Raw genomic sequence first — 22569 nt, forward strand, 5'->3', positions numbered from 1 at the left:
TGTGTGACCGTGGACGCTCTCTCGGTGCGGGGACTCAGCCGCAACTTCGGCAACCTGGTCGTGCTCGACGACGTGACCTTCACGCTGCCGGCGGGCCGGATCGCGGTGGTGCTCGGCCCCAACGGCAGCGGCAAGACAACCCTGCTGCGCTGCGTGGTGGGCGCCGACCGCCCGGACGCCGGTGAGGTGCTGGTGCAGGGCCGGCGCGCCGACGAGACCGACCCCGAGGTGCGGGCGCTCGTCGCGGCCGCCCTGGACGACATCGACTTCTTTCCCGACCTGTCCGTGGTCGAGCACCTGGAACTGGTCGCGTACGCCCACGGGGGCGACGCCGAGCCGGTCGAGGAGGTGCTCACCGAGCTGGGCCTGGAACCGGCCCGCGACCAACTGCCGGTGACCCTCTCCAGCGGGCAGCGCCGCCGGCTGGCGCTGGCCTCGTGCTTCGTGCGCCCGCGCCGGCTGCTGATCCTGGACGAGCCCGAGCAGCGGCTGGACGTGCGCGGCCGGCAGTGGCTGGCCGACCGGCTCCGCCGGGAGCGGAACGCCGGCACGGCCGTCCTGCTGGCCTCGCACGACCCGGAACTGATCGACGCGGTGGTCGACGAGCGGATCGAGATCGGCCGGTGAGCGCCCCACCGGCCACGGTCACCCCGACGCCCGCCGGGCTGCCGAGCGCCCGACAGGTACGGACGCACCTGCGCCGCGCCCGCCGCCGGCACCACGAGCACTCGCTGGGCGACGTGCTGGGCGACGCGTACGTCATCGTGCTCTTCGTGGGCATGTACGGCTGGTTCGCGGTCAGCGCCAGCCGCGACATGCTGGTCTCCCCCACCGTCGGCCGCGCCGACGCGGGGGTGCGCTGGTGGCTGGCGGTGGCCGCGCTGCTGGCCGGCGCGGGCCTTGCCTGGCGAGGTCTGCGCGCGCTCGGCCCGCTGCTGGTCACCCCGGCGACCCAGAGCTGGGTGACCAGCGCTCCGATCGACCGGCAGGCCTGGCTCGCGCCGCGACTCGGCGTCCTGCTGGTGGGCGCGGCGGCCGGCACGGCGCTGCTGGGCGTGGCCGTGGCCGTACTGGGCGGTGCCACCGACCTGGGTGCCGTGGGGTGGGCCGCGGCGGCCGGCGCCGGCTGGGGCGCTGCCGCGCTCGCCCTCGCCGTCGTCGCCCAGAGCAGCCGGGCGGGGCGCCGCTGGCCGACAGCTGTCGGGGCAACGCCGCTGGTGGCGGCCGCCGTCGTCGCGGCGGTGGTGGTGATCGCGGGTCGCCTCGGCGAGGCGCTGCCCCGGCCGGCGACACTGCCGACCGGCGTGCTGGTCGCCGTCGGGGTGCCGCTCGCGGTCGTGGTCACCGTGCTCGCCCTGCGGGCGCTGCCCCGGGTCGACCGGGCCACGCTGACGACCGGCGCGCAGTTCGCCAACGCCGCCGCGACGGCCACGATCCTGCTCGACCCGAGCATGCTCACCGGCCTCGTCGAGAGCCGCCGCTGGCGTCGCATCGGCCGGGTCCGCAGCCGACGCCTCCTGCCCGGCCCCGGCTGGTGGGCACTGCTCCAGGCCGACGTACGCCGGTTGCGCCGCCACCCCAGCGCCCTGCTGATCTGGGCGGGACTGGCCGGCGTCCAGTACGCGGCCGCGCTCGCCCTGCCCGGGTTGGCCGGCGCCGCGCAGGTGGTGCTCGCCTACGTCGCCACCGAACGGCTCACCGGCGGTCTGCGCGCGGTCAGCCGGTCACCGGGCCTGCGCCGGGCACTGGGCGGCAGCGACGCGGCGCTGCGCGGGATCCACGTGGTGGTGCCGGCGGTCGGCGCGGGCCTGTGGTGGCTGCTGACCCTGCCGAGTCTGCCGACCCTCGATGCCGGCCCGACCTGGCTCGCGCCGACGCTGGCGCTCGGCGTGGTCGCCGCCGCCTGGCGCAGCGGCACCCGCCCGCCGATCGACTACGGCGGCGCGACGGTCAACACGCCGTTCGGGATGGTCCCCGTCGACCTGCTGCGACAGGGCGCTCGGGGGCGGGCGCTGCTCGCCGTCCTGGTGCTCGTCCAACTGTTCCTGGGCTGAGGGCAGCACCGCTCTCAGCCGTCCACCCAGCTCAGCCGCCCAGCTCAGCCGTCCAGCCGGCGGACCATGTTCATGATGGTCTCCACCTGCGCGCCACCCTTGATCGGGAAGTTCGTCGCGCCCAGGTAGCCCCACCAGTCCCAGCAGCCGTTCGGGTTGCTCAGGGCGGTGCTCGCCTGCGGGTAGAGCACGACCAGGTTGTTGGTGTCGGCGTACTGGTTGAGGTTGGCGCGGTCGACGAACGCCGTGCCCACCGACCCGTACCCCTGGGCGCAGCCGTGCAGGGCGACCAGCAGCCGGCACGACTGCCCGCCCGCGCAGGCCGACGGGACGTAGGCGAAACCGTTGGCGTCCATGCTCAACCCGTTGGCCCGGCCGTTGACCGCGAACGCGTTCTGGTCGAACCGGACGAGCGTGCCGCCGAGCGCCGCGGTGTTGGGCGCGTTCACGCCGCCGAGCAGTGTGCGCAGCAGGGCGTTCTGCGGGTCGCTGCCGCAGTCGTCGAGGAACGGCGACGCGGTCGCCGTACACCCCAGCGTGCCGTACGGGGTGACCCACCCGTGACCGGCGGCGGAGCCGCTGTCGTACTGCACGTTCGCCCCGAAGCGCTGGTAGTAGCGGACCAGGTCGTCGGTGACGGACTTCTTGACGGTGGTGTCGTTGGCGCCGTGCAGGACGTACACCGGGTCGCCGGACAGGTTGCCGACCGGGTCGACCCAGCCGTACGCCGCCCACGTCCGGGTGTACGCCTCAAGGGCCGACACGTTCGTCGGGTACAGGTTGTCGCCGCAGCCGTAGAGCGCCTGGGCGACGGTGTTCTGGGAGCAGTAGTAGGGGCCGGCCGCGAAGACCGCCGCGCCCCGGATCCGGGACGAGTAGGCGACGTGCAGCTGGGTGGCCAGGTAACCACCGGAGGAGACTCCGGCGACGTACACCCCGGAGATGTTGTAGGTGCCCAACGCCCCGGAGACCGGCGGCCTGGTGGCCGGGGTGGCGGCCTGGGCGGGGGCCGCGACGGTCAGGATCAGCAGCAGGACGGCGGTCAGGGCGGTGGCGGCTCTGCGCGGTGTGGTCATGGACGCTCTCCTCGGCAGCGCCGGACGGGGGACGTCGACGCGCGCCGAAGCTACCGTGACGTGGGCCACACCCGACATGAGCGCGACCGACACGCTTGTCGATGCCGTTGTGTGCCCTGACCACCCACGACGATGCCGGCGCTCAGGCGGTGTCGCCCGGAGCGAGGTGGCGGTAGCCGGGGATGGTCTCGGCGAACCAGCCGGCGACGCTGGCCAGACCACGGTCGTTGAGCTGCGCGTCGTGAATGGGGTACGCGGCGGCGGCGCCCACCGCGCGGGCGAAGCGGATCGCCTCGTCGAGGCGTAGCCACGATCCCTGGGCGGGGACGAGCAGGGTGTGCACCGGCTCGTCCGGCACGTGCACCGAGTCGCCCGGGTGGTACAGCCCGTCGCCGACGAGGTAGCCGAGGTTGGGGCAGTCGGGCTGCCCCTCGTGGATGACGGCGTGCCGGCCCCCGTGGGCGCTGACCGGGATGCCGGCGGCGGTGAAGCGCTGTCCCGCGCGTACCCGGGTCACCGGCAGCGGCGCGAGGTCGGGCAGCCGGGCGCCCTCGGGGGCGTACACCGGCACGCCGAGCCCGGCCAGCCGCAGCACGTCCACGTGGTCGGTGTGCTCGTGGGTGACCAGGACGGCGTCCGCGCCGACCAGCGCGCGCGGTTCGCTCCAGGTCCCCGGGTCGATCACCAGCACCGTGCCGTCGTGCTCGACGCGGACGCAGGAGTGCGTGAACCGGATGATCCGCATTCGGTGACGGTACGCCGCCACCGGGTCCGCAGGCCGACCCGCTGACAAGCGGCAAGGCGTCGGGAAGGAGGGGACGTCAGGTCCGGCGTCCCCTCGACATCCGGACGATGTAGAGGAACTGGGCCACGAACGCCGCGACCGCGACCGCCACCCCGGCGAGGACCATCAGCCAGTGCCAGTCCCCGACCATGCCGAGCACCAGGGCGATGCCCGACCCGACCAGCGCCGCGTTGACCGCGCCCACGAGCGCGGCCGTGGTGAGCAGCAACTCCCAGCGCCCCGACCGGATGCCGACCAGCATCCGGGCCGTCTCCGCACTGTCCTCGGACGCCACCGCGTCGGCGAAGAAGTCGTGCTCGCTGGCGAGACGGTGGTGGTAGTAGGCGCGGATGCGCTGGATCCGCCTCATGTCCAACGAGTTCTCCACGGTGGTCTCGACCAGCCGCAGGAAGGTCAGTATCCCGATGATCACCAGGATCGGCAGCACCGCGCCCAGGTAGGGCCGGACCACCTGCTCGTTGCCGGCCGCGAAGCCGAGACCGATCAGGGCCGCTGACAGCACGGACAGGAAGATGGTGGCGCGGCCGGTGGCCTCCTCGATCGTGCCGGACCGGGACGTCTGCAGGGCGTAGTGCTCGGTGTTGAGAACGTTCAACAGCGCCTTCTCGCGTTCCACGTCGTCCACACCGTCACCTTCCGCGCTCGCCCGACTCCGATACCGTCACCCTAAGAGCGGTACGGCGGGCCGAGCCGACGAAACTGCCGGTCCCGAAAGGGACAGCGAGCGGCAAAGCCGGCACGTATCCTCCGCATCTCGGTGGGCCGTGACGAAAAAGGGGGCCGGATGCCCGAGTGGGCAGGTCGGGGCGAAGGTGGCGGCCGACAGCGACGTGCCTTCGTCGTCGGCGGGACGCTGCTCGGCATCGCGTTCGTGATGCTGCTCGCCGCCTGGCGCAGCAGCGGCTTCCTCAGCGACCTGCTGCTCAACATCGGCTCCAGCGTGGTCCTCGCCGCCATCTCGTACGTCATCTTTGACCCGCTGTTCGAGGAGGCGCGCCGGGCGCGGGTGCAGGAGCACCTGAGCTTCGACCAGCACGCGTTCGTGACCCGGCTGCACCGCTGCGCCCGCCGGGTGCGCATCCTCGACACCTGGACGATCCTGCTGGAGGACACGCACCGCGAGGAGACGCTGCGAGCGGTGCGCAGGGCCCTCGCCAACGGCGCGCAGGTGCAGTTGCTCCTGCTCGACCCGGACTGCACGGCAGCCCAGCAGCGCTCGGAGGAGTTGGAACGGCAGCGGGTGGACGTGCCACGCCAGATCCGCACCAACCTGCGCCACCTGACGCTGTTCCAGGAGACCCTGGACGCCCGGCTACGGCACCGGCTGCAGGTCCGCCTGTACGACGCGTCCCCGTCCATCCAGCTCTACCAGTGGGACAGTCGGGCGCTGATCTCGTTCTTCCCGATCGGGAAGCTGTCGTTCAACGTGCCCCAGCTCGAGGTCGACATGGACAGCCCGTGGGGCGGGTTCGTGCACGCCCGTTTCGAGGAGCTGTGGGAGCACGAGCAGGCGACCGTCAACCTCGAACGGTACTGGTCGGTCACGGTGACGCTGCGCCATGACGACTCCGACGTGGTCACCATGCAGGTGCCCTACGTCAGCGTGGACGGGCAGCACTACGTCGACTGCGGCGGTTTCCAGGTGAACGGTCCGCTGACCGTGCGGGCCGTGCTGCCACCGCGCGCCCCGGGTGGCGCTCCGGCGGTGTTCGCGCTGGCGGAACCCGTCGAGGAGGACCCCACCCCGGCCGCCACCGTGCGCCGACACTTCGATCAGAAGTACGGCGAGGGGCAGCGGGAGATCCACCGGTTGGTGCCGCCGCCGGGCGGTCCGCGTACCCCCGATCCTCGCTCCGCGGCGGCCAGCGACGCGCACGGACGGTGACCCCCGACCGGGCGGTGGTGACCACTCTCCGAGACAATGGGGTCGCCGCCCCGACCGCCAGGAGGACCGTTTCCGTGTCGACGCACCCCGCCCAGCCGTCGGGGTCGACGCGCCTCGCCGCCGACTGCGCGCGCTGCTTCGGGTTGTGCTGCGTGGTGCCGGCCTTCGCCGCGTCGGCCGACTTCGCCATCGACAAGCCGGCCGGGCAGGCGTGCCCGAACCTGCGCCCGGACCACGGCTGCGGCATCCACACCACCCTGCGGGAGCGGGGGTTCGCCGGCTGCGCCGTCTTCGACTGCTTCGGTGCCGGGCAGCAGGTCGCGCAGGTCACCTTCGGTGGACGGGACTGGCGCGACGCCCCGGAGACCCTGCCGGCGATGGCCGAGGCGTTCCGGGTGCTGCGCCCGCTGCACGAACTGCTCTGGTATCTGACCGAGGCGGTGTCGCTGCATCCGTCGGCCGAACTACGCGCCGAACTCGAACACGCCCGCGCCGAGATCGCCGGGCTCACCGAGGCCGATCCGACGCGCCTGCGGGCCGTGGACGTCGACGCGCACCGGGCCCGGGTCAACCCGCTGCTGTCGCGCGCCGGTGACGCGGCGCGCGCTCCCGGGGGCGTCGACCGCCGGGGTGCCCACCTGCTCGGGGTCGACCTGCGCGGCGCGGACCTGCGCCGGGCCAACCTGCGCGGCGCGCTGCTGATCGGCGCCGACCTGCGCGGCGTGGATCTCGCGCTGGCCGACGTCACCGGCGCGGACCTGCGCGGGGCCGACCTGCGCGGCGCGGACCTGCGGACCACGCTGTTCCTGCACCAGGCGCAACTCGACGCCGCGCGCGGTGACGCCCGCACGGACCTTCCGGGGACGCTGAGCCGGCCGGCGCACTGGACGGCGCTCGCGCTCACACCGGTGCGCGCCGCCGCTCCGAGCCGCCGTGGGCGGCGTCGCTGACGACGGTACGGGTGCGCTGCCGGTCAGCTCCTCAGGTATGCATAGGTCGTGGTCGTGAAACTGCCCCGTCGAGCGGTCCTGCTCGTCGCGTCGATGACCGTGGCGCACCTACCGGTCGCCATGCGTCAGCTCCTCGTCGTGCTGCTCGGCCACGAGAACACGGGCAGCTTCGCCGCGGCCGGTGCGGCAAGCGCCGGCTGCGGGATCGGGCTGGCGCTCACCGCACCCTTCGTCGGCCGACTGCTGGGCCGGCTCGGCCACCGACCGGTGCTGCTCGGTACCGGCGTCATCCACCTGCTCGCCCTGGTCGGGCTGGCGGTGACCACCGCGCCGGTGGCGTTCGTGGCACTGGCCACCCTGGCCGGACTCAGCACCCCACCGGTGCTCGGTAGCGGACGCTCCCACCTCGCCCGAATGGTCCCCGCCCCCGCGCTGAGCCGCGCGTACGCCGTCAACGCCGTCGGGCAGGAACTGCTGTACGTGGGTGGCCCGCTCGCGGTGACGGTGATTCTGCTGCTCAGCGGACCGGCCGGCGCGCTCCTGACCTTCGCGACGATCGGCAGCGCGGGGCTGGTCGGCACCGCCCTCGTGGTGCCCCGCCACAGCGCCCACACCCCGGTTGCCACCGACCGGCCCGTGACGTCCGGCCGGGCGACCCGGCGCACCGTGCTCGGCACCCAGGTCGCCTACATGGCCGCCATCGGCAGCATGTGGGTGCTCGTCCCCGCCTTCGCCACCGCCGTCGGGCACCCGGGACAGGCTGGGTTGCTGGTCACCCTCTGGTCGGTGGGCAGCCTGGCCGGTGGCCTGCTGCTGGCCCGCCGAGGTCGACCCGGCACTCCCGGGGGCGCCTACCTGACACTGGTCGGCACGTTGGCCGTCACCTCGCTGGCGCTGGCGCTGCCTCGGACCGTGCCGCAGATGGCTGCCGCGCTGGCGGTCTTCGGGCTCGCGCTCGCGCCGTTTCTGGCCGTCACCGACGAACTCCTGGCCCGGTCCACCCCGACGCCGCAGCTCGCCGAGGCGTACGGCTGGTTGCAGACAGCCGGACAGGTCGGTCTCGCCGTCGGCTCGGCCACTGCCGGAGCGATCACCGATCACGTCGGCAGCACCCCCGGCTTCCTGGCGGCGTCCGCGGCGCTGGTGCTCGCCACGGCCGTCGCGTTCACCCGCCGGCGGAGCCTGCGCCTGCCGAACGCCGCGCCGCAGGTCGCCCGGGTCGCCGAACCGGCGGCAACCGCTCCGCGAGGTTTCGCGGGCGACGACGCCGGGTAGCCACCGCCGACGCGGACCGGCATCGACGGGAGGCACGGCGTGGGCTACCGAAAACGCGACGGTGAGCTGCCGGGCGACCCGCAGCACAGCGAGGACGAGAACGGCCAGGTGCCGTTGGTGCAGGTCGAGACGGACACCGAGGTCCCTGCCCCGGCCGATACGGACGGGCGGCCGGACATCGTGACGGAGGGCGACAACTCGGGTGTCGCCGGTGGCTCGTCCGGCAGCAGCGGCGGCGGGTCGAGCATGCCGGGGCACCCCGACGCGACCCGTCGGGGCTAGCGGGTTGCCAGCGCGGCGCGCGCCTCGGTCATGCCCTTGTTGGCCAGGCCGTCCGCGCGCTCGTTCTCCGGGTGACCGTTGTGCCCCTTGACCCACAGCCAGGTGACCTCGTGACGCTCGCAGGCCGCCTCCAACCGCTGCCACAGGTCGGCGTTCTTCACCGGCTGCTTCGCGGCGGTCCGCCAGCCGTTGCGTTTCCACGACGCCAACCAGCTCGTGATGCCGTTGCGCACGTAGGTGCTGTCGGTGTGCAGCTCGACGGTGACCGGCCGGTTCAGGCTCTCCAACGCCTGGATGGCCGCCATCAGCTCCATCCGGTTGTTGGTCGTCGGCGTGGCCTCGCCGCCGCACAGTTCCCGCTCGTGGTCGCCGTAACGCAGCAGTGCGCCCCAGCCGCCCGGCCCGGGGTTGCCACTGCACGCCCCGTCGGTCCAGATCTGCACGCCCCTGCCGGCCGCCACGTCCACCATGGCAGGCAACCTACCGGGCGGCGACCGTGCGCCGGCCGCTCGGGGGCCGCCACGCCCGCCGAAAATCGTGCGCGCGATCGTGGCCCGGTCTGTCAGAGTCGACCGTCGTGGACGGGAACTGGGACGGCCTGCGCGCCGACGTACGACGCACGGTCGACGAGCTGATCGCCAGCGGACGGGAGTCCGGGGTGCAGGTCGCCGCGTACCTCGACGGCGAGCCGATCCTCGAGGTGCACGCCGGGAGCGCCGACCGGGCCACCGGCCGGGTGCTGGCCGCCGACACCCCGATCTGGAGCGTGTCCACCGGTAAGGCCCTCACCGCGACAGTGGCGCACGTGCTGGCCGAGCGCGGCAAGCTGGAGTACGACCTGCGGATCGCCGACGTGTGGCCGGAGTTCGCCCGGCACGGCAAGGACGGGATCACGCTGCGGCACGTGCTCACCCACACCGCCGGCGTACCCGCCCTGCCCGTGGACGTGACGCCGGAGGACCTCACCGACTGGGACCGGATGTGCGCGATCGTCGCCGACGCCGAGCCGGTCGCCCCGCCCGGGGCGTTGAAGGCGTACCACGCGTGGACGTTCGGCTGGCTTGTCGGTGAGGTGGTCCGTCGGGTGACCGGCCGACGAATCTCGACGGTGCTCGCCGAGGACGTGGCCGGGCCGCTCGGCGTCGCCGACGAGCTGTACCTCGCGGTGCCGGCCGCCGAGCTGGGTCGACTGGCCCGGGTCGAGGACCGCAACCTGTCCGCGCTGTTCGACTACGCCAGCGCCAACCTGCCGAACTTCGACCGCGTCGCCCCGCCCGGCGTCCGACCTGGCGCGCAGGTCGGCAGCCGGGCCGACGTGCTCACCGCCGAGGTGCCGGCCACCGGCACCATGACCGCCCGCGCGGCGGCGCGGATGCTCGCCGCGCTGATCGGCGAGGTGGACGGCGTGCGACTGATCTCGCCGGCCCGGCTCCGGGAGGCGACGACTCCTGACGGGCCGCCCGGCCCGGAGTGGGTGTTCGGGCAGGAGACGACCTGGGGCCTCGGGTACGCGGTGGACGGCGACGGCTCCTTCGGCGCGGCCGGCAGCGGCGGCAGCCTCGCGTACGCGTACCCCGAGCTGGGGTTGACGGTCGCGGCGACGAAGACCCTGCTCGGGGCCGGCGACGGTGACCCGATGGAGGACCTACGGGTGTTGATCCGCGACGCGGTGACGGCCCGGCGCTGACCGGGCCGGTCAGGTCTCCGAGTCGGCGAGTGGCCGGGGTTGACCACCCACCACGGCCGCCGGAATGGCCGGCGCAGGCCGCGCGGCCCGCAGGCGGTCACGGACGCGGTGGGCGGCGTCGCCGGCCGTGGCAGCGATCATCGGCAGCAGCCGGGTCGAGTTCATGATCGCGATCTCCTCCGCCGGGGTGGTCACGCCGTCGAGGAAGCGTAGGACCCGCTCGGGCGGGTTGCGGTCGAAGAGCCGGTCGAAGAAGTCGGGCCCGCCGACGCCGCCTCGGTCCAGCGCCCGCAGCGCCACCGCGTCCATCCAGCGGTGCCGGGCCGGATACGCGGGCGCCGGCACCGGCGGGCGACCGGCGGCCAGGGCACGGGCCACCTGGTCTGCCTGGCGGTACATGGCGGAGAAGGTGAACCCGGTGGAGGGTCGGGTCGCGCCACCGGCCGTGCCGAGGCGTACGACGCGCGGGGAGGGCCGGGCCGGGAACGGCGCGTCGGTCATCGGGATCACCCCGTTCTCGACCTCGCGGACACGCAGCCCGCGAGGGTCGAGCCCGAGCAGGTCGCGGTAGGCGGCCAGCGCCATGTCGTACCCGGCGTCGGTGAGCAGGTCGGGCGAGAACTCGGTGTACTCGACGAGGGCGTACCTGTCGTCGACCGGCAGCACGTACCCGAAGGAGACGCCCCGGGCCGGCTGTGGGGTGCGGAAGTCCATGAGCACCGCCCGCCGCCTGTCGAACACCGGCCGGTCGGACTCCAGCCACCAGCCCCGGAAGTGCTGCAACCAGGTCGTCCGCCCGGCGCGCGCCGGTGGGCGGGGGCGGGAGTCGAGCACCCAGCCGGCCCGCACGACCGACCCGTCACCGCAGCGGACGACCACCCGGTCACCGTCGTCGGTGACCGTCTCGGCCGGGGCGACGATCCTGGTGGCGTCCAGCCGACGCTCGGCCTCGGCAGCCCGGTCGTAGACCGGGCCGGAGCGCAGCATGGCGTACCGCAGCGGGGTGAGGTCCAGGACGCGGCGTCGCGCGGGCGTGACCACCTCGGCCTGATGCCAGCTCGCGCTGAGCAGCGGGTCCAGGTCGATGTCGGGATGGCCCCAGAACGCCCAGGTGCGGTCCTGGCCGCGCCGACGGACCGGGTCGACGACGGCGATCCGCAGGCCCCGCACGCCGTGCCGGTCGAGCGCGGCGAGCAGCAGCGAGGCGGCGCCCCCGCCGCCGAGCAGCGCGAGGTCGACGTCGATCCGGACGGAGTCGGTCACCCGCACCACGCTGCCACACCACCGGGCCGGCCTCCCCTTTGCCCAGCGATCTTGCAGTTGCTGTCGCGACATACAGGGCATGGCACGCATGTCGGCGACCGAAAGTGCAAGATCGGCGCAATCTCGTCGGGCTGCACCAGGACCCGCCTTCGGGTGGACACGTGACGGCAACGAAGGTTTCTCATTTTCACCTGATCGGGGTCCCAACCCACCTAGTGTTGGGCACACCGGTGCTAGTCACGGAGTTGGCCACCCGAACGACGTCCCACGCAGTCAGCGGACGAAAAGTGAGGGAAGACGCGTATGAAGGTCTCAACAGCACTCTGCTCGACGGCACTCGGCGTGGGTCTCGGCACGCTTCTGCTGCCGGGCGCCGCACTGGCCGACACCGTCGTGTCACCGGCCACCACCCCGGTCGGAGGAACCGTCGTACTCACCGCGACGACCTGCAACCCGAAGTCCGGTGACGTCATCTTCCGGGTCACCGGGCCCAACCGCGACGAGAACGTCCGATCCACCACGGCCGCCGCGGGCGGCGGGCTCAGCGCCGAACTGTTCACCGCCGGGTTCACCCTCGGCACCTACACGGTGGCCGCGACCTGCGCCGACGGCAGCTCGGCGGGCAGCGCCACCTTCACCGTCACCCCGATCGGCGGCGCGCCCGCCGGCTCAGGTGGCGACGACCGCGACAGCGGCGCGCTCGCCGCCGGCGGCACGCTGCTCGGAACTGCCGCCGCGGGCGCGGTGCTGCTGCTGCGCCGACGCCGTCCGGCATCCATCGTCGCCTGACCGGCGACCGCTCCATCCCTGCGGAAGGGTGCCCGTGCCGGCGACACCGGCACGGGCACTCCGACCATCGGCGTACGGAGGTGAACACGTGTGGTGGCGGCGGCGCACTCTGGCGGCGGCGGTGGTCGCCCTGCTCGGCGTGTCCGGACTGGGGCTGATCACGGTCGGCCTCACCGACGGGCCAGCACGCCCCCCACGCCCGCCGGCCGCCGCGCCGGCACACTCCCGGCCCGCGCCGGACCTGGCGCCGCTGCCCCGCGCCGCGCCCGTCCGGGTCCAGATTCCCACCATCGGTGTACGCGCCGACATCGTCGCCGTCGGCGTGGACGCCGCCGGGGTGCTGGAAGTCCCCCCGCTGGACAAACCGACCCTCGCCGGCTGGTACCGGCACGGGGTCAGCCCCGGCGAGACCGGCAACGCCGTCCTGGTGGGACACGTCGACTCCCCGGCCGGGCCGGCGGTCTTCTTCGACCTCGGTCGCCTGCGCGCCGGCCAGGAGATCCAGGTAACCCGTTCCGACGCGCGGGTCGCCACGTTCACGGTGGACGGTGTCCAGGCGTACCCCAAGGACCGCTTCCCCAGCGGCCTGGTCTACGGCCCGGCGGACGTCGCGGGGCTGCGCCTGATCACCTGCGGCGGCCGGTTCGACGACGCGACCGGCAACTACGTGGACAACATCGTCGTCTTCGCCACCCGCACCGCCTGAGGGGCTGGGAATACCGCTCGCGACCACATCCGCCCCCACGGACGTGGCCAAGCGTTCCGATGGCACCATGCCCTGCAAGCACCGTGGCCGCGTCGGTGCGCGGGAGGGGGCGCGTCGTGGATCAGCGAGCGGTACGGGACCGGGCCGGTCGGGGCGTACGCGCCCTGGCCCGTCGCCTGCTCGGTCGCCCCGGCGGTGACACTCCCACACCCCGCCGGTCCAATCCGGACGCCGTGGTCGACTGCGCCGTCTACGTCAACGGTCGACGGGAGCCGGGCCGGCCGCACTACGACGACGCGTACGCCCGCGCCCGGCGGAGCCGCGACGCGTTCGTGTGGCTCGGGTTGCACGAGCCGGGGCCGGCCGTGCTCGCCGCGGTGGGCCGCACCTTCGGGTTGGACGAGCTGACCGTCGAGCAGGCGCTGGCCGACGGGCACCGGCCCACCGTGCAGCGACACGGGCCGGTCACCCTGCTGGTGCTGCGCACCGCCGGGTACGTCGAGCACGCCGAGCTGACCGACACCTCCGAGGTGATCGACACCGGTGACGTGATGGTGCTGCTCGGTGACCGGTTCGCCGTCACCGTGCGGCACGGCGCCGCCGGGGCGTTACGCGACGTCCGCGCCGACATCGAGCGTCGGCCCGCGCTGCTGGCCGCCGGTCCCTGGGCGGTGGCGTACGCGGTCTGCGCCCGCATGGTCGACACGTACCTGGAGGTGGCCGGGCACGTGGAGCGCGACCTGGAGCGCGTCGAGGAGGCGGTCTTCGCCCGGGACCGATCGGCCGACATCCAGCACATCTACCAGCTCAAACGCGAGGTGGTGGAGTTCAAGCGGGCGGTGCTCCCCCTCCAGACGCCCCTGCGCACGCTGCTCGACCCGACCGGCGACGGACCGCCGCGCGCCCTGCACCGCTGGTTCGTGGACGTGGATGGTCGACTGGGTCGGGCCGTGGACAAGGTGGCCGCATACGACGATCTGCTCACCTCGATCGTCCAGTCCCGCCTGGCGCAGCTCGGCGTCGAGCAGAACAACGACATGCGCAAGATCGCCGCGTGGGCGGCCATCGCCGCGACCCAGACCGGCATCGCCGGCGTCTACGGCATGAACTTCGACCACATGCCCGAACTGGCCTGGCGCTACGGGTACGCCGGGGCGCTGGCCCTGATGGCGGTGGCCGCGCTCGCCCTGTACCGCCTGTTCCGCCGCTCCAACTGGCTCTGACCGGCCAGGACGGCCGTAACTGTCCGCCGACCACCGCTCGGCGGTCCGAGGAGCAGGGACTAACCTCGCCCGCGTGATGTGGCAGCGGTACGTGGCAATCGGTGACAGCACCACCGAAGGGCTCGACGATCCGGACGGCTCGGGCGGCTACCGGGGCTGGGCCGACCGGTTCGCGGTGGCGGTGGCCCGCGCCCAGGGCGGCCTGGAGTACGCCAACCTGGCCATCCGCGGCCGGACCACCGCGCAGATCCGCGCCGAGCAGCTCCAACCCGCCCTCGATCTCGCCCCCGACCTCGCCACAGTTGTCGCCGGCATGAACGACGTCCTGCGTCCCTCCTTCGATGCGGACCAGGTCGCCGAGGACGTCGCGGCGATGCAGCGGGCGCTGGTCGGCCAGGGCGCCACCGTGTTGACCTTCACGATGCCGGACCCGGCGCCGGTGATGCCGCTGGCCCGGCCGCTGCGGGGCCGGATGCTGGCGCTCAACGCGGCGCTGCGCGCGGCCACCGCGCGGACCGGGGCCACACTGCTCGACCTGGGTGCGCACCCGGTCTCGTCGGATCCCCGGCTGTGGAGCGACGACCGGCTGCACGCCAACAGCGCCGGGCACGCGCGAATCGCCGCCGCGCTGGCGTACAGCGCGGGTCTGCCCGGGTTCGACGACTCCTGGACGGTCCCGTTGCCGGCGGCGCCGCTACGACGCCGCGCCGAGGTGCTCGGCGCGGAGCTGGCGTGGACGCGTCGCCATCTGCTGCCCTGGCTGGCCCGGCATCTGCGCGGTCGGTCGTCGGGGGACGACCGGGTCGCCAAACGGCCGGTGCCCCTGCCGGTGGCGCTGGAAAGGTGACGGCCGGCCGCCGAGACCTCCCTGTGGTGCGGCAGGATGACGGCGTGGGCAAGGGTTCGGCACGCCGGCGGGCGAACGCGACGACGGGACGTACCTGTCCGTGCGGCTCCGCCCGGGCGTACGACGGCTGCTGCTCCCCCATCCACGACGGCAGCACCCAGGCGTCGACCGCCGAGGCGCTGATGCGCTCCCGGTTCAGCGCCTTCGCCCTCGGCGACACCGCATACCTGCTGCACAGTTGGCACTCCTCGACCCGGCCGGAGCGGCTGGAGCTGGACCGGGGTCAGCGCTGGACCCGGCTGGAGATCGTCGACACCGAACGCGGGGGCCTGCTCGACGCCACCGGCACCGTGACGTTCCACGCCCACTACCGCGACGCCGGTCGGCCGGGCACGCTCACCGAGCGCAGCCGGTTCGTCCGCGAGGACGGCCGCTGGGTCTACGTCGACGGCGAGCAGCTCTGACGGCTGCGTAGGAAGCCGGCCCGGGCGACCTAGTGCCCGCTGGCCCACGTCGGCTCCAATGGACCTATGTCGTCGACGCATCGTAACCGGTCTCACGCCGAAGCTCGTGAACGTGGTGGGGTGCCCGCTCCAAGGCGGTACTGGAAAGCCGCAGGGCATTCTGCCGGCATGCCCCGCACGCTACATCGGGCTCGAGCGGCGTCAGTTCGGTTGAGGCTCGCTCCGACAGGGTCGACCGACACCGAGCCGGACCGGTGGCAAAAGTTCGTGGCCATCGGTGGCCTGGTGACCGCCGTCGGCAGCATCCTGTCGGTGCTGTTCGTGGCCATCGGCCTGTACATCACCAACGAGGCCAACCGGGAGCAGCAGCGGCTCACCGCCCAGGGGCAGATAACCGACCGGTTCACCAAGGCTGTCGAGCAGCTCGGCCAGCCCGGCATGGAGAAGTTAGACGTACGTCTGGGCGCGATCTACGCCCTGGAGCGCATTATGCGCGACTCGACCGTGGACCAAGCCGCCGTCATCGACATCCTCGCCGCGTTTGTCCGGATCCACGCCCCCATCGAGCGGGCCACCGCGCTCCCAACGAAGCCGCCCGTTCTGGACTCTCCAACGGTTGATATCCAGGCCGCGCTCACCGTCCTGGGTCGACGTGATGTCACCCGTGACGGCAGCAGTTTAGACGGGCTGACCGCCCGCATCACCACGCCGGACCTCACCGAGACTGACCTGGCCGGGGTGAACCTGAGCCTCGCGAACCTGGCCCGGGCGAACCTGACCGGAGCCAACCTGACCTCCGCGAACCTGAGCTACGCGAACCTGACCGACACGCACCTCCGCTTCGCGGACTTGGACCACGTGGATCTGAGCAACGCGAACCTGGCCGGCGCGAACCTGACCGGCGCGAACCTGACCGCCGCGAACCTGACCCGCGCGAACCTGACCGGGGCGAACCTGGCCGGAGCGAAGCTATCCGGTGCGGGCCTGTTCGACGCGAACCTGAACCACGCGGACCTGACCGGCGCAGACCTGACGCAAGCGCACCTGACGTGCGCCAGGACAGATGAGCGCACCATATTTCCCGCGGACGTTCCTCGGCCGGCGCAGTGTTGAGGACGGCGGAAGAGCTGGCCCGCACCAGCGTCAGCGGCGACCCAGCAGCACCAGCGCCACGACCAGGTACGCCCCGGCCGCCGCCGCGAACGCCACCGCGTTGCCCGCCGCCGTGGCAACGAGCCCGTAACCGGCGTACGTCCCGATGATCAGCACGTCGGTCAGCATCCCGGCCAGTGAGGTGACGGTGGCACGGCTCCCGCCGGTGATCCTCGCCTGGAGTCGCGCGTCGGCCAGGACGGCCGCCAGTTGCGCCGCGCCGAACGCCACCGCGAGCAGCACGAAGCCGGCCGGATGCCGGACCAGCGCGCCCCCGGCCAGCGCCACGGCGACCAGTGCCAGCAGCGCGGCGTAGCCGCGACGGCCGAGCCGTTCCCCCGCAGGGGCGAGCAGCCCGCCGACGGTGACGCCGGCCCACAGCAGCAGGAGCAGCAGCGGCACAGCCTGCGCGCCGGCGCCGGTGTCCAGGGCCAGCAGCGGCGTGTACTCGTCCAGCGCCCCCCAGTCGGCGGCCACCACGGCGACCAGCAGCACGGCGGCCCGCACGGGTGGTCGCGTCCGGACCTGCGTCACGCCGGCCCGCAGCGTGTCCCACCAGGTCAGGTCGCCGCCGTCGTCGGGGCCTGCCGAATCGGGCAGGTGGTCGCCGGACGGCGGGCGGTGTTCGGGGAATCGGGTCGCGACGAGCGCGGCGAGCAGGCAGGCGAGCACGCTGCCCGCGCCGACCGCCGGGTAGCCGCCGGCGGCGAACACCGGACCGGCCAGCACTCCGGTGACCACCACGCCCAGAACACCCGCGGTCCGCGCGCGGCCGAGCACCCGGGCGTACCTGTCGACGGCGTCGAGCCGGGCCAGCTCGGTCCAGACCAGCGCCTCCAGCGCGCCGGAGACCAACGCGCCGCCCGCGCCCCAGAGCAGGAACCCGACGGCGAAGGCCGGATACGACGGGAGCAGCACCCAGAGCGCGTACCCGGCGGCGGTCACCAGCGGGGCGAGGCACAGCAGCAGCCGGCGGGACACCACGTCGGCCCACGCCCCGGACGGCACCTCGAACAGGATTCCGGCGGCCGACCAGATGACGAACAACGACGAGATCTGCCCCACCGACAGGCCGGTGTCGGCGAAGAGCACCACGTAGAGCGGATAGAGCAGGACGAGGTCACTGAGGAACGCGTACCCGTAGAGGGTCGCCGAGAGGCGGCGCACCGCCGGGTCGGGCACGCGTGCGGCGAGGTGGGTCATGAGGCCTTCCCGTGGACGTGGAGACGGACACCGGACGTGCGGTGCCCGTGGCGGTCCACGGGTCGGGCCTACGGCGCTGGATCAATGTCGCCAGGTCATGTCGGCGATGGTAGACCGGCCGCGTCGACGCCGGCCAGCGCTTTCGGTGGGACGGGAGCGGGGGCGTGATCCAGGTGGAGCACGCCCCCGCTCGTTCCGCAGCGACTCAGCGCCGGTCGGGGTCCGCCGGCGGGATGACAGTCGTGGTCTCGCTGTCGTCGCTGCTGCGCTGAGCGGGAACCCCGCCGGTGCCACCGCTGATCACCTGGGTCGTGTCGGCGTCCCGGTGGGGGCCCACCACCTGCGTCGTGTCGTCGGTGGCCTCCCGGGCCGGAGCGGCGTCGACGGGCGTCTCCCGGACGACGAACTGGGTGGTGTCGTCGGTCGACGACCGCACCACCTGCGTGGCGTCCGGGTCGGACGGCCGGGTCACGACCTGGGTGGCCTCCGGGTCGGACGGGCGGGTGACCACCTGCGTCACGTCGGGGTCGGACGGACGGGTCGTCACCTGCGTGGCGTCCGCCTCGGACGGCCAGGTCGTCACCTGCGTGGCATCCGCGTCGGAGGGGTGGGTCGTGACCGACGGGCTGTCCGCGTCGGCGCGGGCGGCGGTCGCGCGGGCCGCCTCGGTCTCGGCCTTGGCGCGGGCCGCTTCGGTCTCGGCACGGGCGGCTTCGGCTTCGGCGTCGGCGCGGGCGGCCCGGTAGGCGCGGGTGTGCGTGGCGATGAGCTGCGACTCCTGCTCGGCGCGGGTCAGCCACGACTCCCAGCGGTTCTGCATCGGCCGGATGAGACCACCGCCGACCCCGACGACGAGGATGCCGCCGATCGTGGCCAGCACGGCGATCAGCACCGGCGTGGTGACGGCGGTGGCCACGCCGATCTGGTTCAGCGCGGCGATGACGCCCAGGCCGAGGATGAACACCGAGGCGGTACCGGCCAGCACGCGGCCGTAGGACAGGCCGCCGAGCGCGCCACCGATGATGTCCTTGACGGCGTTGGCGATGGCGGCGGCGACCACGACGATGACGATCGCGACGAAGGCGCGGGGCAACCACGCGACGACCGCGGTGATCAGGTCGGAGATCGGGTTGGGCCCCCAGATGCCGAAGGCGAGCTGGAGGGTGAGCAGCAACACCGCGTAGTAGACGAGCTTCGCGACGATGTCGCTGGCGTCGTATCGGGAGCGGTTGAGGGCCCGGCGGATGCCGCCGCGCTCGACGGCGCGGTCGAAGCCCACCCGTTCGAGGACCTTCTCCACGATCTTCAGCACGGCCTTGGCGATCAGCCATCCGGCCACCAGGATCGCCAGGAAGGCGACGGCCTTGGGCAGGAAGAGCATCACCGAGCGAAGGGCGTCGCCCACCGCATCGCTGACGTTGTCACTCATATGGTCATTCCTTAGGGGCAGCGCGGACAGTCCGCCCCGACCTACCCCCACCAGCGCCCCAGGAAACTCCGAGCGGCCCTAGCGCGGCGGCGACTCTTGGCAATATTCTCCGTTGTGCGCGCGGCCACTGGAGCTACTTTTCATCCCCCCGCCGTCGGCCGCAGGAGGAGATGTCATGCACGTCGACCATTCCGAAGTGGACCGCCGGACGCTGCTGCGCGCCGGTCTCGGCGCGGCCACGGTCGCCGTCGTCGGAAGCGAACTCGCCTTCTCCGGCGCGGCGCAGGCCGCCCCCGGCACGGACCTGGACTGGATCATCAGCTGCGACGAGTGGGGCGCCCGCCCACCGGCGGACCCGCTGTCGGTCAGCGCCATCGCCACCAACAAGATCATCGTGCACCACATGGCGTTCCCGAATGTCACCGACTACTCCCGCGAGCAGGCGGTCAAGCTGGCCCACGACTGCCAGGACCTGCACATGGACGGCAACGGCTGGTCCGACACCGGCCAGCACTTCACGGTGAGCCGGGGCGGCTACGTGCTGGAGGGCCGCAGGGGCAGCCTGGAACGCCTCGAAGCCGGCGACCGCCAGATGATCGCGGCGCACTGTCCGGGCGAGAACGGCCGGGCCATCGGCATCGAGAACGAGGGCACCTACGTCACCGAGACCCCGCCGCAGGCGCTGACCGACTCGCTGGTCGACCTCTGCGTCGCGATCTGCCGGCAGTACGGCCTGCACGCGTACGACATCTTCGGCCACTGGGACTTCCGCACCACCGAGTGCCCGGGCGCGGCCTTCTACCGGCAGTTCCCCGAGCTGCGGCGGCGGGTGCACACCGCCCTGGGCACCCCGCTCGGTGATGTGCCGGCGCGCCGCTGGCCGGACCTGTGGCGGTTCGTCAACTCGCCGTCGGTCCGGGTGGTGCAGCACCTGCTCGTCTTCCGGGGCTACGCGGTGACGGTCAGCGGGACGTTCGACGCCGCGACCGTGGCCGCCGTGCAGGACTGGCAGGCCCGCAACGGCATCGCGGTCGACGTGGACGCCACGCTCACCACGCCCACCTGGGAGACCCTGGCGCCGGAGTTGGACCAGCACGCCGCCGGCGCGCCGGTCACGGCCGTCCAGGAAATCCTCGCCACCAAGGGGTACGCGGTCACCGCCACCGGGCTGTACGACCACGCCACCCGCCGGGCCGTGCAGGACGTGCAGGCGCTGCACGGGCTGCCCCGCGACGGCAAGCTCAGCACGAGCACCTGGTGTGTGATCGTCGGCGGCATGGTCCGCCAGTCGTTCAAGCGCCACTGACCTTCGGTCGGAGGCGGCCAGGGTTGTTCCGCGCCGCCTCCGACGCGGCACCAGCGCGCCTCGTTGTCCACCCCCTTCCGGCCTGCCACGATGATGCCGACCAGGGCGAAGGAGGGTGCTGTGCAGTCACGACTCAACCCGTACCTCAACTTCCCAGGCACGGCCCGGGAGGCGATGGAGTTCTACCATCGCGTGTTCGGCGGCAAGCTGACGATGATGACGTTCGGCGAGTTCGGCGCCGCCGAGCCTGATCTGGCCGACCAGATCATGCATGCGATGATCGAGAGCACGAGCGGCTTCGTCCTGATGGCCTCGGACACCGCGCCCGGCATGGACCACGTTCCCGGCACCAACATCGCGATCAGCCTGAGCGGCGACGACGCGGCCGAGCTGCGCGGGTACTGGGAGCAACTGTCCGCTACGGGTTCGGTGACGACGCCTCTGGAGAAGCAGATGTGGGGCGACGAGTACGGCATGTGTGTCGACGCGTACGGCATCGCCTGGCTCGTCAACATCACCCAGCCGGCGGCCTGAGCAGCGCGATGTCGCCGGCTGGCCGGTTTGGCAGGGGGCCCCGGCGGAAAGGTTGCCCGGCATGACTTGGGCCCGTCGAGCCGTACCTGCCGTCGCCGCCGCCGTCGCGGCTCTCGCCGCGCGCGACCTGATCCAGCGCGACCACGCGCTGCTGCGCAACTTCCCGGTGCTCGGCCGGGCGCGGTACCTGCTGGAGGCGATCGGGCCGGAGCTGCGGCAGTACATCGTGGCCGGCAACAACGAGGAACGCCCGTTCACCCGGGACCAGCGCCGCTGGGTCTACGCCTCGGCCAAGCAGGAGAACAACTACTTCGGCTTCGGTACGGACAACGACATCGAGTACACGCCCGGATACCCGATCATCAAGCACCGGACGTTCGGCCGGGCCGTGCCACCGTCGTCCCCGACGGCCGGGCACGACGTACGGCTGCCGTGCGCGAAGGTGCTCGGCGCCGCCCGGGGGCGGGCGCGCGCCTTCCGGCCGGAGTCGGTGGTCAACATCTCCGGGATGAGCTTCGGCTCGCTCTCGGGCAACGCCATCAGCGCGTTGAACAAGGGCGCGGCCCTCGCCGGGTGCCTTCAGAACACCGGCGAGGGCGGCCTGTCGCCGTACCACCGCAACGGCGGTGAGCTGGTCTTCCAACTCGGGACGGCGTACTTCGGCTGCCGCGACGAACACGGCCGGTTCAGCCTCGACCGGTTGAAGGAGCTGGTCGCCGAGGCCCCCGTACGCGCGTTGGAGATCAAGCTGAGCCAGGGCGCGAAGCCGAGCCTCGGTGGACTGCTGCCCGGGGTGAAGGTCTCCGCCGAGATCGCCGCCACCCGGGGCATCCCGGCCGGGCAGGACTGCGTGAGCCCGTCGCGGCACGCCGAGTTCTCCGACTGCGACAGTCTGCTGGACTGGGTGGAGCTGCTGGCCGCCGAGACGGGCCTGCCGGTCGGCATCAAGTCGGCGGTCGGCGACCTGAGCTTCTGGCAGGAACTGGCCGGCCTGATGCGGGACACGGGTCGGGGCGTCGACTTCGTGACTGTCGACGGCGGCGAGGGCGGCACCGGCGCCGCGCCGCTGATCTTCACCGACTCGGTGTCACTACCGTTCCAGCAGGGCTTCTCCCGGGTCTACAAGGTCTTCGCCGAGCACGACCTGCACGAACAGGTGGTGTTCGTCGGCAGCGGCAAGCTCGGTCTGCCGGACAACGCCATCGTCGCCTTCGCCCTCGGCTGCGACATGGTCAACGTGGGCCGGGAGGCGATGCTGTCGATCGGCTGCATCCAGGCGCAGAAGTGCCACACCGACACCTGCCCCACCGGGGTGGCGACACAGAACGCCTGGCTGGCCCGGGGCCTCGACCCGACGCTCAAGTCCGTCCGGGCAGCCAACTACCTGGCGACGTTGCGCCGGGACCTGACCAAGGTCGCCGAGGCCTGCGGCGTCGAACACCCCAGCCTCATCGACACGGATGCCGTGGAGATCCTGGACGGCCGCACCGGCTCCAGCCCACTGCACGAGGTGTACGGGTACCGGCCGGAGTGGGGGTTGCCCTCCCCCGCCGACCAGAAGGAGATCATCCGGCTGATGACCTTGGAGGCGCCCCGAGGCGGCAGCGCCCCGCCGTCGGCAACCGCCGTGGTTTGACGA

General features: G+C 72.9%; 22 protein-coding genes and 1 pseudogene. 16 read left to right on the top strand and 7 right to left on the bottom strand.

Annotation, left to right across the window (positions count from 1 at the left end):
• Positions 1–3 precede the first annotated feature (3 nt).
• Positions 4–627 (top strand): ABC transporter ATP-binding protein, encoded by a 624-nt coding sequence (locus ABZV06_RS05390; protein WP_355233178.1) that lies wholly within the window; start codon positions 4–6, stop codon positions 625–627.
• Positions 624–2054, top strand: coding sequence for a DUF6297 family protein (locus ABZV06_RS05395; RefSeq protein WP_355618851.1), 1431 nt, complete (start codon positions 624–626; stop codon positions 2052–2054). The genes ABZV06_RS05390 and ABZV06_RS05395 overlap by 4 nt, the downstream gene beginning before the upstream one ends.
• A gap of 44 nt (positions 2055–2098) precedes the next feature.
• Here ABZV06_RS05395 and ABZV06_RS05400 read toward each other — a convergent pair whose 3' ends face one another.
• The 3 genes from ABZV06_RS05400 to ABZV06_RS05410 all read right to left on the bottom strand — a co-directional run bounded on the left by ABZV06_RS05400 (position 2099) and on the right by ABZV06_RS05410 (position 4560).
• Positions 2099–3130, bottom strand: a complete 1032-nt coding sequence (locus ABZV06_RS05400; RefSeq protein ID WP_355618854.1) for a PHB depolymerase family esterase — start codon at positions 3128–3130, stop codon at positions 2099–2101.
• 142 nt (positions 3131–3272) lie between these two features.
• Entirely contained in the window at positions 3273–3875 is a 603-nt protein-coding gene (locus ABZV06_RS05405; RefSeq protein ID WP_355233175.1) for an MBL fold metallo-hydrolase, read from the bottom strand.
• 76 nt (positions 3876–3951) lie between these two features.
• Positions 3952–4560 (bottom strand): hypothetical protein, encoded by a 609-nt coding sequence (locus ABZV06_RS05410; protein ID WP_355618857.1) that lies wholly within the window; start codon positions 4558–4560, stop codon positions 3952–3954.
• 159 nt (positions 4561–4719) lie between these two features.
• Between ABZV06_RS05410 and ABZV06_RS05415 the strand changes: the two genes are divergently transcribed.
• The 4 genes from ABZV06_RS05415 (at position 4720) to ABZV06_RS05430 (ending at position 8327) form a co-directional block, all read left to right on the top strand.
• Complete coding sequence (locus ABZV06_RS05415; RefSeq protein ID WP_355233173.1) at positions 4720–5820, top strand: DUF5919 domain-containing protein; 1101 nt, start codon at positions 4720–4722, stop codon at positions 5818–5820.
• A gap of 74 nt (positions 5821–5894) precedes the next feature.
• Positions 5895–6770, top strand: a complete 876-nt coding sequence (locus tag ABZV06_RS05420; RefSeq protein ID WP_355618860.1) for a pentapeptide repeat-containing protein — start codon at positions 5895–5897, stop codon at positions 6768–6770.
• A 54-nt stretch (positions 6771–6824) separates the two neighbouring features.
• Positions 6825–8045 (top strand): MFS transporter, encoded by a 1221-nt coding sequence (locus ABZV06_RS05425; RefSeq protein ID WP_355618863.1) that lies wholly within the window; start codon positions 6825–6827, stop codon positions 8043–8045.
• Positions 8046–8084: 39 nt separating this feature from the next.
• Positions 8085–8327: a preprotein translocase YidC gene (locus ABZV06_RS05430; RefSeq protein WP_355618866.1), complete on the top strand. Its 243-nt coding sequence runs from the start codon at positions 8085–8087 to the stop codon at positions 8325–8327.
• On the opposite strand, the gene rnhA is transcribed toward ABZV06_RS05430, so the two are convergent.
• Positions 8324–8797, bottom strand: coding sequence for a ribonuclease HI (gene rnhA, locus ABZV06_RS05435; protein ID WP_355233169.1), 474 nt, complete (start codon positions 8795–8797; stop codon positions 8324–8326). The genes ABZV06_RS05430 and rnhA overlap by 4 nt on opposite strands.
• A gap of 107 nt (positions 8798–8904) precedes the next feature.
• Between rnhA and ABZV06_RS05440 the strand changes: the two genes are divergently transcribed.
• Positions 8905–10014 (top strand): serine hydrolase domain-containing protein, encoded by a 1110-nt coding sequence (locus tag ABZV06_RS05440; RefSeq protein ID WP_355618869.1) that lies wholly within the window; start codon positions 8905–8907, stop codon positions 10012–10014.
• A gap of 9 nt (positions 10015–10023) precedes the next feature.
• Here ABZV06_RS05440 and ABZV06_RS05445 read toward each other — a convergent pair whose 3' ends face one another.
• Entirely contained in the window at positions 10024–11277 is a 1254-nt protein-coding gene (locus ABZV06_RS05445) for a lycopene cyclase family protein (RefSeq protein WP_355618872.1), read from the bottom strand.
• Between the two features lie 303 nt (positions 11278–11580).
• Here ABZV06_RS05445 and ABZV06_RS05450 point away from each other — a divergent pair, with 303 nt between their 5' ends.
• The 6 genes from ABZV06_RS05450 (at position 11581) to ABZV06_RS05475 (ending at position 16419) form a co-directional block, all read left to right on the top strand.
• Entirely contained in the window at positions 11581–12066 is a 486-nt protein-coding gene (locus ABZV06_RS05450) for a hypothetical protein (protein WP_355618875.1), read from the top strand.
• A gap of 88 nt (positions 12067–12154) precedes the next feature.
• Positions 12155–12772: a class F sortase gene (locus tag ABZV06_RS05455; RefSeq protein ID WP_355233165.1), complete on the top strand. Its 618-nt coding sequence runs from the start codon at positions 12155–12157 to the stop codon at positions 12770–12772.
• 116 nt (positions 12773–12888) lie between these two features.
• Entirely contained in the window at positions 12889–13995 is a 1107-nt protein-coding gene (locus ABZV06_RS05460; protein WP_355233164.1) for a magnesium and cobalt transport protein CorA, read from the top strand.
• A gap of 76 nt (positions 13996–14071) precedes the next feature.
• Positions 14072–14842, top strand: coding sequence for an SGNH/GDSL hydrolase family protein (locus ABZV06_RS05465; RefSeq protein WP_355618976.1), 771 nt, complete (start codon positions 14072–14074; stop codon positions 14840–14842).
• A gap of 44 nt (positions 14843–14886) precedes the next feature.
• Positions 14887–15306 carry a YchJ family protein gene (locus ABZV06_RS05470; RefSeq protein ID WP_355618878.1) on the top strand — a complete coding sequence of 140 codons (420 nt, stop codon included), beginning with the start codon at positions 14887–14889 and terminating at the stop codon, positions 15304–15306.
• A 285-nt stretch (positions 15307–15591) separates the two neighbouring features.
• Positions 15592–16419 carry a pentapeptide repeat-containing protein gene (locus tag ABZV06_RS05475; RefSeq protein ID WP_355618881.1) on the top strand — a complete coding sequence of 276 codons (828 nt, stop codon included), beginning with the start codon at positions 15592–15594 and terminating at the stop codon, positions 16417–16419.
• A gap of 30 nt (positions 16420–16449) precedes the next feature.
• Here ABZV06_RS05475 and ABZV06_RS05480 read toward each other — a convergent pair whose 3' ends face one another.
• Entirely contained in the window at positions 16450–17661 is a 1212-nt protein-coding gene (locus ABZV06_RS05480; protein ID WP_355618884.1) for an MFS transporter, read from the bottom strand.
• Positions 17662–18313: 652 nt separating this feature from the next.
• A pseudogene (locus ABZV06_RS05485) lies at positions 18314–19090 on the bottom strand (hypothetical protein); the annotation flags it as partial.
• A 175-nt stretch (positions 19091–19265) separates the two neighbouring features.
• Here ABZV06_RS05485 and ABZV06_RS05490 point away from each other — a divergent pair.
• The 3 genes from ABZV06_RS05490 to ABZV06_RS05500 all read left to right on the top strand — a co-directional run bounded on the left by ABZV06_RS05490 (position 19266) and on the right by ABZV06_RS05500 (position 22566).
• Positions 19266–20396: an N-acetylmuramoyl-L-alanine amidase gene (locus tag ABZV06_RS05490; RefSeq protein WP_355233161.1), complete on the top strand. Its 1131-nt coding sequence runs from the start codon at positions 19266–19268 to the stop codon at positions 20394–20396.
• 120 nt (positions 20397–20516) lie between these two features.
• Complete coding sequence (locus tag ABZV06_RS05495; RefSeq protein WP_355233160.1) at positions 20517–20930, top strand: VOC family protein; 414 nt, start codon at positions 20517–20519, stop codon at positions 20928–20930.
• Positions 20931–20991: 61 nt separating this feature from the next.
• Entirely contained in the window at positions 20992–22566 is a 1575-nt protein-coding gene (locus ABZV06_RS05500) for an FMN-binding glutamate synthase family protein (protein WP_355618887.1), read from the top strand.
• The last annotated feature ends 3 nt before the right edge of the window (positions 22567–22569 follow it).

This window comes from Micromonospora sp. NPDC005172, assembly GCF_040608555.1.
Taxonomy (GTDB): Bacteria; Actinomycetota; Actinomycetes; order Mycobacteriales; family Micromonosporaceae; genus Micromonospora.